Origin of the sequence: Sphingomonas sp. HITSZ_GF, from assembly GCF_029543155.1 — a bacterium.
In the GTDB taxonomy this organism is placed as follows: domain Bacteria; phylum Pseudomonadota; class Alphaproteobacteria; order Sphingomonadales; family Sphingomonadaceae; genus Sphingomonas.
In genome coordinates, this window is the sequence record NZ_JARQXA010000001.1 from 1053576 (window position 1) to 1065310 (window position 11735).

An 11735-nucleotide genomic window follows, 5' to 3' on the forward strand; every position below is an offset into this window, starting at 1 on the left:
ATGGCGTCGCGGCCCAACCTTTTTTCCCGGAGACCAAATGAACGCGACAATCCGAACCGGCATCCTGGCGGGCCTCGCCGGCGGTATCATCATCTGGATCTATGAAGCGATCGTCTGGGTTGGCGTGCAGCACCTTCTGCCGCTGGCGGGCATCCCTTCCAACGCAGTCGGGCTGGTGTTTGGCAAAGCGACTCAGGCATCGCTCGGCCCCCTCGCCTATCTAATCGGCACGGGCATCCATTTCTTCTTCTCCGCACTTTGGGGCGTGGGCTTCGCGCTGATCTGGCCCTGGTTCCGCCGGCGCGGGATCGAGGCGACGCTGGTGGCACTTGGTTACGCGGTGGTCGCTTGGATCGTCATGCACGTCGCCATCGCGATCGCGTCCGACAACCACCCGGACTATCTCGATCCGGTGGTCGTGATCGGCGGGTTCATGTCGCATTTCTTCTTCACGGTGCCGCTCGCGCTTATCGTCAAGCACCGATCGGCGGCACCAAACTGAGCAACACGCCGCCTGTTTTAGCCGCTCATCCCGCGCGTGCGCCGGAACTGCGACGGCGACTGGCCGATCTTCTTCGTGAAGAAGCGGCTGAAATAGGCGGCGTCGTCATACCCGAGCGCATAGGCGATCTCCGCGATGCTCAGCGAAGTATAGGCCAGGCAGCGCTTCGCCTCGGCCAGCGCGCGGTCGTGCAGGATCGACAGCGGTGCCATGCCGGTAGAACCTCGGCAGGCCAGGCGAAGCTGCGCCTCGGTCATTCCCATCTCCGCGGCGAGTTCGGCAAGCGAAGGCTGGTCACGGAACCGTTCCTCGACCAGCGCAAGGAAGCGTTCGACAACCTCCGCGCGGCCCGAGGCTCCGAATTGCCCCTCCGCCGGCCGGTCGCGGAGCATCGCAAGCAGGATCTTGAGCAACAGCATCTCGGCGGCGATACGCTGGCCGGTGCGGGCTTCGACCAGTTCCTCGACCAGGCTCTTCAACCCGGCAGCGACCGACCGCCAGGCTGGCGGCGACATGGCGAAGGCACCAGCGGTCCGCAGGATTGGTTTCAATTCGGCAGCGCGTGTAAGCAAATCCGCCAGGTAGCTGTCCTCGAGTGTGAGGACCTTCCCGTCCGCGGGAGCACGGTAGCGAAAGCTGTGCACATGAAAGATCGGAACGACGAGGACACAGGGCGCATCGAACTCGACCACGTCGCCATCTATCGTCATCGTGCCGCCACCCTTGGAGACGAAGACGAGCTGGGTGAATTTCGGATGCACATGCGGATCAATCGCCCAACCCTTTTCGCGCGCGCGACGCGCAAGCGGTTCGACGTTGAACACCCAATCACGCTGCAGTGTCGGGTCGCCGTAAAGCGAATAGCGTGGCACCGGAATTGCGCCCGCGTTGCGCACGACGGGCGTGCCGCCGGCCGGAAAGTCCAAATCATTTTGACTTTCTACCATCGCGTCACGCTAGCGCAGACCGCAAGTGCAGACAATCGAAAGTGGCGCAGCCGAACGGGCGCACAACGCATCGCCCAGGCACCCGCGGTGTGCTGAGACAGGAAGAGACGGAAGCAATGGCACGTATCATCGGCGGCATCGGCACTTCGCATACACCCACGATCGGCTTCGCCCTCGACGCGGGCAAGCAAGACGACCCCGCCTGGGCGCCGATCTTCGCCGCCTATGCGCCGCTCAAATCCTGGCTCGACGAAAAGCGGCCCGATGTCGTGTTCGTGATCTACAACGATCACGTCACCTCCTTCTTCTTCGATCATTATTCCGTGTTCGCACTCGGTATCGGCGACCGCTTCGATGTCGCGGACGAAGGCGGCGGCGCGCGCCCTCTTCCCCCAATCGCCGGGCATCCGGCGCTTGCCCGTCACATCGCCGAACGGCTGGTCGCCGACGAGTTTGACATGTCGCTGTTCCAGCGCCGACCGCTGGACCATGGCTGCTTCTCGCCGATGAGCCTGCTCTACGCGCATGACGAGGGCTGGCCGACGACGTTGATTCCGCTTGCCGTCGGGGTGCTACAGAGCCCGGTGCCCAGCGCCCGGCGCTGCTGGAAGCTGGGCCGGGCGCTCCGCCGCGCCATCGAGAGCTATCCCGAGGACCTGTCGGTCGCGATCGTCGCGACCGGCGGCCTCTCCCACCAGGTCCATGGCAAGCGCGCCGGCTTCAACGATCCCGAATGGGACCGGCAATTCCTCGACCTGATCGTCGAGGATCCCGAGGTGCTTGCCGGCATGAGCCAGGCCGAGCTGGCGATGCGCGGCGGCTGGGAAAGCTCGGAAGTGGTGATGTGGCTGGTGATGCGCGGGGCGCTCGCCGCCGCTCCCAAGCTGCTCTCGCGCAACTACTACCTGCCTTCGATGACCGGTATTGCGACGTTGCTGCTCGAAAATCCCGAGCGACAGCCGCTGGCGACGGATCTCGATCCTGCCATGCTGGCGCTGCCACACAGCCAGCCGTTCACGCTCGACGTGAGCGTGCAGAACTACGACCTGAACCGCTTCCTCCAGCAGATGGTCGAGCCCGCGCACCGCGCCGCCTTCCTCGCCGACGAGGAAGCCACGCTTGCAGCCTCCGGGCTCGATGCCGGGGATCGGCAGCTGATTCGCGACCGCAACTGGACCGGCCTGATCGAGCGCGGGGCGATCTTCTTCGGGCTCGAGAAGCTCGCCGCCGTGCTGGGCCTACCCAACGCCGTTGTTTACGCGGGCATGCGCGGCGAGACGCTCGCGCAATTCCAGGCGAGCCGCAACGCGCCCGGCGCGCTCTATTCGGTGGGAGCAAAGCTGAAAGGCGCCACTCCGGACGAGTAACCGATGGCGACTTGGCCGATGCGACACCCCTCCGAATGGCAAGCATGTGCGCCCTCGACAGCTCGATTAGCTTGATCGCCGGAGAGGCCAGAAAGCGGGGAAGATGAGAAACGCCGCAGCAGTTTCGGAGGCGCTGAACGCTCTGGAACGGATACAGACGGAACTGGCGGCGGTTTCGTCGCGCACCGACGAACGCCGCAAATATGACCTCATAGAATTGCGCAGGGAATTGGCTGCGCAGATCGCCACGGTCGGACAGCTCGTGGAGCCTTTGCTCATCGCGCTCGACTTGCCGGACGAACTGCAGCTGTTTCGCGAGAAATTCTCGCAGATGCGCTCGGCGGCCGCGCTCCACCAGGCAAATTGGCCGGCCGTGCGCCTGGACGAAGCCGACGACACCTATTCCCTTTCCGTGAGGCAAGTACGGGAGCGCAACCGCGACTTCGTCGCGTGGATGCGTTCGGCAATGGCTAGGATCTAGTTCAACACGCCTTCGGCTTGCGGGCATGCCGATCCCCTGCATAGGAGCTTGATGCCGGCGGACACGACTATCCTGGACCAGGTGCAGGGATTGATCGCACGTCTCTCGCCTCAGACGATTTGCGACGAGTGCCTCGCCGAAAAGCTCGGCCTCGCCTGGACGAGCCAGGCCAACCAGGCGGCGCGCCAGCTGGTGGGGGCCCAGGGTTTCGAGCGACGCAGCGACATTTGCGCGCTATGTTGCGCGCCGCGCGTCGTGACGCGTCGTCTCGCGCGCTGAAACCAGATCGAGCAACTGCCTGGGGGCTCAGGCGGCCTCGGCGAGATCCCCGACAAGCGGCACCACCCCACGCGCGACCAGATCGTCCAGCCCTTCGGTGATCCAGCGCGAATAATGCCGCTCGATCATCGCGACCGAGGTATCGTGAAGCGCGGCGATCAGCCGGATCGGCAGCCCCCCCCCCCCCCCGCGCAGGCCGCGCACAATCGGGGAGTGCCATAGGGAATGGTCGCGGGCGGCAAGCCGGCATCCTCGACGGCGCGGCGCCGCTATCGAACGCCGCGCTCGGCATCATGCGTGTTACGGCTTTCCGGCCTTCGAATGTCTCAGGCTTTACACTTCTCGTCGTGTCTTACATTCCCGAAGGAAAGAACATCATGCGGCTCCGATATGCGGCGCTTTCAGCCTTGTTGCTCACCCAATCGACGCTATCGATCGCCCGCGCACAGACTACCGACGCTGTCTTGTCCCGGCATCTGATCAACTCGGTCCGCATTCCGTACAGCAGCTTCACCCTGCCGAACGGCCTGCGCGTCGTCGTTCACACCGACCGCAAGACACCGGTCGTCGCGGTCGGCCTGTGGTACGACGTCGGATCGCGGAACGAGCCCGCGGGCAAGACCGGCTTCGCGCATCTTTTCGAGCATCTGATGTTCGGCGGATCGGCCAATGCGCCCGGCGAGTATTTCGAACAACTCAAGGCGATCGGCGCGACCGGCTATAACGGCACGACCTCCTTCGATCGCACCAACTATTATGAAACGGTCCCCACCGGCGCGCTGGAGCGCACGCTGTTCCTCGAAGCCGATCGCATGGGCCATCTGCTCGAAGTGGTCACGCAGCAGCGGCTCGATGCGCAGCGTGGGGTGGTCCAGAACGAGAAGCGCCAGGGCCTGAATCGCCCCTATGGCCTGGTCGACAGCGTCCAGATCGCCAACCTGTTTCCGCAAGGCCATCCGTACGGCCACACCATCCTTGGATCGATGGACGATCTGAACGCGGCGAGCCTTGCCGACGTCCACCAATGGTTCCGCGAACATTACGGCCCCAATGATGTCGTGCTGTCGCTGGCCGGCGATATCGACCTCCCCACAGCCAAGCGCCTGGTGACGAAATACTTCGGATCGATCCCGTCCAGCCCGAAAAAGGCGGCGTTGCAGGTGGCGGTGCCGACGCTCGACAAGCAAGTCCGCAAGACCATTCACGATGCCGTGCCGGCGACCAGGCTCTACCGCAGCTGGGTCGTCCCGGGCCGCAATGACAAGGACGCGATCTCGCTCTCGATCGGCGCCTGGGTGCTCGGTGGCCTCACCAGCTCGCGCCTCGACACGATCCTGGTCCGCGACGAACAGCTCGCCGTCCGCGTCACCGCAACGCTTCGGCGGAACATCGGCATAAGCACGTTCGAAGTGAGCGTGGACGTAAAGCCCGGAATCGATCCCGACCGGGTGGAGCAGCGCCTCGATGCCCTGCTCGCCGACTATTTCCGTACGGGCCCGACCGAGGCCGAAATTTCCCGCGTCGCCAGCCGCCTCATCAGCGGCCAGATCCTGCCGCTGGAAAGCAACGGCATGAAGGCAGCGCTTCTGGCGGAGGGGCTGCTCTATTCGAACGATCCCGAACGCTATCGGAAGGATTGGACGGCCTATGCCGAAGCCAGGCCCGACCAGGTCCGCGCGGCAATGGCGAAATGGCTGCTGCGTCCCGGCCTGTCGCTGACCGTGGCGCCGGGCACCCGCGAACCCGAGGCGACGGCGACATCCAGCACCCCAGCCGCCACCACGGCCTCGCCCACCCCGCCCGCAGCGGCTCCGCAGGCCGCGGCACTGCCCATGCCGCCCATCGGCACAACGCCGTCGCTGCGCTTTCCCCAGGTTTCGCGCAGCAGGCTGAGCAACGGGATCGAGGTGATCTACGCCAATCGCAGCGCCGTGCCGGTGACGCTGGTCGAGCTATCCTTCGACGCGGGATATGCTGCGGATTCGCGCGCCAGGCCCGGCACCGCCGAGATGGCCACTTCGCTGATCGCGGACAGCACCAAGGCGCTGGGGCCGACCGCGCTGGCGCAGCGCGCGGAAGAGCTGGGGGCGCTGATCTATTCCGGCTCCTCCACCGATAGCAGCGGCGTCGTCCTGACGGCGCTATCGGACAGGCTGGAGCCTTCGCTCGACCTGATGGCAGAAGTGACTCTCGATCCGGTCTTTGCGCCAACCAGCATCGAGCGCAAGCGCGGCCAGATGCTGGCCCAGATCGCATCGCAATCGACCACGCCTTCGGCCATCGCGTCGCGCTACCTGCTTCCCGCGATCTATGGCGCGGATCATCCCTATGGCCTGTCCGGAAACGGATCCGGCACCCGCGAAAGCGTCTCCGCGATCTCGCGCGAGGACCTGACCGCATTTCAGCGCAGCTGGATCCGCGCCGACAAGGCGAAGATCTTCGTCGTGAGCGACCGTCCGCTCTCGCAAATCCAGGCGATGCTCGAAGCGCGCTTCGGCAAATGGCGCGCGAGCGGCACCGGCGGCAGCAAGTCGCTGGACTTGCCCGCCCCAAGCCCGACGCCCCGCATCGTCCTGATCGACCGCAAGGGGGCACCCCAATCGCTGATCGCGGCCGGCGAACTCCTGCCCGTCCGCGGCGGCGACGACACGCTGAACCTGGAGACGGCAAACGACGTGCTTGGCGGCTCTTTCCTGTCGCGCATCAACATGGATCTGCGCCAGAAGAAGGGCTGGACCTATGGTGCCAGCACGCGGATTTCGACGCGCGTCGGCCAGGCGAATTTCCAGATCAACGCGTCGGTTCAGTCGGACAAGACCGGGGCCTCGATCGCCGCGCTTCGCCAGGATATCGACGCGTTTCTTGGTGCCGACGGCATCACCGATCGGGAATTGCGGCTGACGGCGGACGGTGCGGTTCGCCAATTGCCCGGCCGCTTCGAAACCGCGTCCTCCGTGCTGTACGCGATGGAGGAGAACGACATGCTCCGGCGCCCGGACGACTATTATTCCCGTCTCGCCACCCGCTATGCTGCCCAGACCGGCAGCGCGCTCGACCAGGCCGCGCGAAAGGCGATCGACCCGGAAAAGCTGCTTTGGGTGGTCGTTGGCGATGCCGAGACGGTTCGGCCCCAGCTCGACGGGCTAGGCCTGCCGATCGAGGTCGTCACGGCGCTGCAAACAGGCGATGCCGCAAGCCCCAAGAAAAATGTTACGGGAATCCCGAACTGAACACTCTTGGCACTAGGACAGGCTGACAAGGAGTAGCGGGCGACGCTTCAGGACGAGGTTCTTCGCGAATGGTTTTGCCGAGAGGTGCTCCCTCTCGAACCCTCGCTTGCGCGCTACATCCACCGCAATTCCCGCGACACGTCAGAGCTCATCGATATCCGGCAGGAGGTTTACGAACGTGCCCTGTCCGGTGCCGCCAACGGCATTCCGCAGAACACGAAAGCCTATGTCTTCACCATTGCCCGGAACCTCCTCATCAGCCGCGCAAAACGTGCGCGCATCGTCTCGTTCGAGTTGGCGGCGGATATCGACGAAGTGCAGCTGGACGCCGCCGTGTTCGACGCCGAGCGCCACCTGAGCGCGCGCGACGAACTGCGACGGACGATGGAAGGACTGGAGCTGTTGCCGCCGCGCTGCCGCGAGGTCGTGCGCCTTCGAAAGGTGGAGGGGCTTTCGACGCGCGAAGTCGCGGAGCGGATGGGGACCGGGCGCGACGCAGTCGAGAAGCAACTCACGATCGGCATGCGCGCGCTGATCGATTTCATGCTGGGCGGTTCGGGCAAGATACGCCGCTCGGAGCGCGGACCTAACGACACTCTGAAAAGGGGTGCACAATGAACGGAGAGCAGATCGAGGAGGCCGCAGCCCGCTGGGTACTTCGCCGGGAAGAGCCGGAGTGGAGCGACCGGGACGAGGCGCAGCTGTCCGAATGGCTGGCGCAATCCTTTGCGCACAAGGCTGCCTATTGGCGGCTCGAACATGGCTGGCGCCGTGCCGATTCCATGGCCGGGGCCGAGCATGATTCCGCGGTCGCCGCGCCACGATCGCGTTTCCGGCGATGGGCGATCGGATCCGGGATCACGGCCTTGGCTGCATCGGTCGCGCTGGCTGTCGCGATCGGATGGCACAACCTGCTCGCCACCGATGTCGTGCGCCCGACGCAGCAGATCGCGACCGGCGTCGGCGGGCGCACGCATGTCGCGCTCAACGACGGCAGCCGGATCGAGCTCAACACCGATACGGCGCTCCGCGCCGCCGTGACCGAAAGCCACCGCGAGGTCTGGCTCGATCACGGCGAGGCCTATTTCGAAGTCCGCCATTCCGATACGATGCCGTTCATCGTGCATGCCGGATCGCGGACGGTCACCGTTCTGGGCACCAAGTTCAGCGTGCGCCGCGAGGGTGACAAGGTCCGCGTAGAGGTGGTCACGGGGCGCGTGCGGGTGGACGAGATCGCGCAGGGCGGCCCCACCGGCGCCTCGACCACCGTGACCACCGGCGACATCGCCCATGCCGAGGGACGCTCGACGCTGGTCACCAGTGGCGCTGCCGAAAGGATCGAGGACACCTTGGCGTGGCGCGATGGCCGGATCACCTTCAGCGACACCGAACTGGCGCAGGCCGCCGCGGAGTTCAATCGCTACAATGCCAAGAAGCTGGTCGTGGTCGATCCCGCGGCGGCGCGGATCCGCGTCGGCGGCACGTTCCAGGCCACGAACGTCGATGCCTTTGTCCGCCTGCTGCACGACGCCTATGGCTTGAAGATCGAGGATGGCGAACGCGAGGTTCGCATCGTCAATTGAGAACCGTCACCGAAAATGTTCAACCGCTGTTACGGGTTTGTGACGACGGGAAGTCTCAGCAAATGACCGATCGGTGCCGATCGGGCCATTTGGGGGGACATTGATGACTTTTCACCGCAACGCGGCAACGATCCTCGCATCGAGCGTCTGCATCGCAGCGATGGCGACGCCTGCCAGCGCACAGCAGCGGATGTTCAACATCCCCGCCGGCAGCCTGAAGCAGGCGCTGGACGCATATGGCCGCCAGTCCGGCAAGCAGCTCATCTACAAGTCCGACGAGGTGAAGGGCGCACGGAGTGCGGGCGCCAGCGGCATGCACTCCGCCGACGATGCCCTTGCGGCGATCCTGGCAGGCACCGGCTTCGTAGTGCGCCGGGACGCAAGCGGCGCGCTGGCGATCGTGCGCGGGCAGACTGCCGATGCCGATGTCCCTGAAGAAAAGGGCGTCGCGGACATCCTGGTCACCGGCACCCGCTCGCAGAATGCGGACGTGGTGCGGACCCGCGACGATGTGCAGCCTTATGTGGTCATTCCGGCGGAGGAAATCAGCCGCTCCGGCGCCACCAATCTCGAACAGTTCCTGCAGCGCCGCCTGCCGATGAATTCGCAGCGGACGACGACCAGCCAGGCGAACACCAATGCGGGGCTGATCTCGCTGCGCGGCCTTAGCTCCGCGCAGACGCTGATCCTGGTCGATGGCCGGCGCATGCCCAGCGTAGGCATCTCCACCGGGTCGTTCGGACAGCCGAACATCAACGGAATTTCGCTTTCCTCGATCGAGCGGATCGAGATCCTGCCCGCCACCGCCGGCGGCATCTATGGCGGCGGCGCGACGGGCGGCGTGATCAACATCATCCTCAAGCGCGATCCGGGGCTCACGATCGACGCCGCCTATGGCAACACCAGCCGCTGGGATTCGGACAATGCGCGCATCAGCGTGAATGGCGGCTTCTCGCTAGAGGGCGGCAAGACGCGCGTGACCTTCGGCGCGACCCGCTCGACTCAGAGCGGCCTTGCGGTATCTGATCGCAGCTTCCAGCGCGACGCGCGCGCGCTCAACTGGCAAAATCGCCCCGCCGATTTCTCGACGCCGATCTATGCCTCGACGCCGAACATCTGCGCAGTCGCGTCCGCAACGGCCACCACCTGCTCCGCCACCACGCTCCTAACCCTGAAATCTGCTTATGGCGGCACCGCGCTCAACAGCGCCTATGCCAGCGTCCCCGCCAGCTATGCGGGCGTAGCCGTCGATGGCGTTGCGGGTCTGGTCGCGACTGCGGGCCAGCCCAATTTCGATTCCGTGCCCGGCGGCCAGTCGCTCTACGCGAGCCAGAATCTTCAATCCTATCTGGGATCGATCCGCCGCAAGTTCGGCAACAGCGTCGAAGTCTATGTCGACGGCGGCTGGGACCGGACGGTCACGAAGGATCGCTCGCTGAACCTGGCTTCAGTGACGCTGCCGTCGACCGACGCCAACAATCCGTTCAGCCAGAATATCCGCGTCAGCATCCCGCTGCCCAATCTGCCGATCACCAGCGTGCGCGAAATCGAGAATGCGCGGATCGGCGGCGGCGTGATCGTGCATCTGCCGACCAAGGGAACGATCGCGCTGGAAAAGACCTGGTCGGAGGGGCGCAACGCGTCGAGGACCGAAGGCTCCTACAGCTCGTCGCTTACCGGTGCCGCGGTGACGACCTATCTTCGCACGGTTGCGCTGAGCGATGTCTTTGCCAGCTTTCCCGACACCACGGCTGTCCTTGGCGCCGCCGATCGCAATGCGAGCGGGCCGATCCGCGTCACGCAGGACACGACCACGCTGCGCTTCGCCCAGCCCTTTTTTCGGCTGCCCGGCGGCAGCCTGACGCTGTCCGGTTATCTTGAGCAGCGGATCGAGCGCGCGCTGGCGAGCACCGCGTTATTCGTCACCCCTACCACCAGCTCCTATACCTGGTACGCGCCAAAGCGCCGCCGTGTGAACTCGGCCTATAGCGAACTCCGCGCACCGATCTTCTCGCCGGGCAACGACGTGTTCCTGATGAACGAACTCGAGCTGTTCGGGTCGATCCGCTACGACGACTATCGCTCGACGCGCGCCAACGGCTCGGGTAGCTATTCCGTCACCTCGCTCGACGGCCCCTTCCCCTCCTACACCACCGTCACCAACAAGGTGTCGGCGACCAGCTACACCGCCGGCGTGAAATATTCGCCGATCCGCGACATCGCGTTCCGCGCCAGCTACGGCACCGGCTTCCTGCCGCCCGATCTCAGCCAGATCACGACATCGTCGACCATCGCCAACCTCTCGCCCAACACCGACCCCCGGCGCGGCAACACCCCGCTCGGCACGGCAGTGACGATCCTTCTTGGCGGCTCGCCCGATCTCAAGCCCGAAAAGTCGAAGAGCTTCTCCGCCGGCGCCGTCCTGACGCCCCGTTTCCTCGACGGATTTCGGGTATCGCTCGACTTCACGCATATCAGCAAGTCGGACGAACTGGGCACCATTTCGATCGCCAACCTGCTGCTGCGGGAGGCGGAGTTTCCCGGCCTGATCGTCCGCGGCGCCAATCTTCCGACCGACCCCGCCGGGTGGGCCGGCCCGATCACGTCGATCTCGAACGCCTCCTTCAACGTCGCCAAGACCGAAGTGAAGGCATGGGACCTCCAGTTCGACTACCGCTTCGGCAACAAGTCGATCGGCATGTTCCGTCCCTATGTGATCGGCACCTACCAGACGCTGCTGATGCGGCAGGTGCTGTCGACCGATGCGCAGATCAATACGGTCGGCGCGGGTGACGGCGCGCCGTTGCGCTGGAAGGGCAATTTCGGCGTGGATTGGGACAAAGGCCCGCTGGCAATCTCGTGGAACGCCCAATTCTTCGACAAATATCGGATCTGCGCCGCCACGCTTGCGGCCGCATCCTGCGCCCCGATCGAACAGCGCCAGGGATCGCAGTTCGTCCCCAGCCAGCTCTACAACGACCTGATCATCCAGTTTGATTTCGGGCAGCGTGACGGCGGGCTTTTCGAAGCGCTGTCGAACACAAAGCTTACCCTGAGCGTATTCAATATCTTCGACAAGCGCCCCCCGCTCCTCGCGACGACCTCGCTCACCGGTTACGATTTCAACGGGGATCCCCGGCTGCGGCGATTTCAGCTGGGCCTGTCGAAGGCGTTCTGAACAGCGTGGCTGAGCGCGGCTGCCGGGAACAAGCTCGGTGGCCGCACTCCTCCGAAAGCATGAAAGCTCTTGGAAGCGCGTGATGCCCTTCTGGAGCGTTCCTGCATGGGGCCACTCCGGGGGTTCGTGGCCAAGGCAGCGTTCGGGATCGCGCCAATAGATTGCGCC

General features: G+C 64.9%; 10 protein-coding genes. 8 read left to right on the top strand and 2 right to left on the bottom strand.

The annotated features are described in order from the left end of the window. Positions 1–37: 37 nt before the first annotated feature. Positions 38–502 carry a hypothetical protein gene (locus P6144_RS05145; RefSeq protein ID WP_277766630.1) on the top strand — a complete coding sequence of 155 codons (465 nt, stop codon included), beginning with the start codon at positions 38–40 and terminating at the stop codon, positions 500–502. Positions 503–519: 17 nt separating this feature from the next. Here P6144_RS05145 and P6144_RS05150 read toward each other — a convergent pair whose 3' ends face one another. Then, positions 520–1449 carry a helix-turn-helix domain-containing protein gene (locus P6144_RS05150; protein ID WP_277766631.1) on the bottom strand — a complete coding sequence of 310 codons (930 nt, stop codon included), beginning with the start codon at positions 1447–1449 and terminating at the stop codon, positions 520–522. Between the two features lie 116 nt (positions 1450–1565). Here P6144_RS05150 and P6144_RS05155 point away from each other — a divergent pair, with 116 nt between their 5' ends. The 3 genes from P6144_RS05155 (at position 1566) to P6144_RS05165 (ending at position 3576) form a co-directional block, all read left to right on the top strand. Continuing rightward, positions 1566–2816 (top strand): gallate dioxygenase, encoded by a 1251-nt coding sequence (locus P6144_RS05155; RefSeq protein ID WP_277766632.1) that lies wholly within the window; start codon positions 1566–1568, stop codon positions 2814–2816. A 103-nt stretch (positions 2817–2919) separates the two neighbouring features. After that, the gene (locus P6144_RS05160) at positions 2920–3297 is read left to right on the top strand and encodes a hypothetical protein (RefSeq protein WP_277766633.1); all 378 of its coding nucleotides are present in this window, start codon (positions 2920–2922) and stop codon (positions 3295–3297) included. Between the two features lie 51 nt (positions 3298–3348). Continuing rightward, positions 3349–3576 carry a hypothetical protein gene (locus tag P6144_RS05165; RefSeq protein ID WP_277766634.1) on the top strand — a complete coding sequence of 76 codons (228 nt, stop codon included), beginning with the start codon at positions 3349–3351 and terminating at the stop codon, positions 3574–3576. A 27-nt stretch (positions 3577–3603) separates the two neighbouring features. On the opposite strand, the gene P6144_RS05170 is transcribed toward P6144_RS05165, so the two are convergent. Then, a complete protein-coding gene (locus tag P6144_RS05170) occupies positions 3604–3780 on the bottom strand; it encodes a hypothetical protein (protein WP_277766635.1) in 177 nt (58 codons plus the stop codon). Positions 3781–3953: 173 nt separating this feature from the next. On the opposite strand from P6144_RS05170, the gene P6144_RS05175 reads away from it, so the two are divergent. The 4 genes from P6144_RS05175 to P6144_RS05190 all read left to right on the top strand — a co-directional run bounded on the left by P6144_RS05175 (position 3954) and on the right by P6144_RS05190 (position 11567). Next, positions 3954–6806: a pitrilysin family protein gene (locus P6144_RS05175; protein ID WP_277766636.1), complete on the top strand. Its 2853-nt coding sequence runs from the start codon at positions 3954–3956 to the stop codon at positions 6804–6806. Between the two features lie 84 nt (positions 6807–6890). Continuing rightward, positions 6891–7424, top strand: a complete 534-nt coding sequence (locus tag P6144_RS05180; protein ID WP_277766637.1) for an RNA polymerase sigma factor — start codon at positions 6891–6893, stop codon at positions 7422–7424. Continuing rightward, positions 7421–8389, top strand: a complete 969-nt coding sequence (locus P6144_RS05185; protein WP_277766638.1) for a FecR domain-containing protein — start codon at positions 7421–7423, stop codon at positions 8387–8389. The genes P6144_RS05180 and P6144_RS05185 overlap by 4 nt, the downstream gene beginning before the upstream one ends. Positions 8390–8492: 103 nt before the next feature. Then, on the top strand, positions 8493–11567 hold the full coding sequence (locus P6144_RS05190; RefSeq protein WP_277766639.1) for a TonB-dependent receptor: 3075 nt from the start codon (positions 8493–8495) through the stop codon (positions 11565–11567). Positions 11568–11735: the final 168 nt, after the last annotated feature.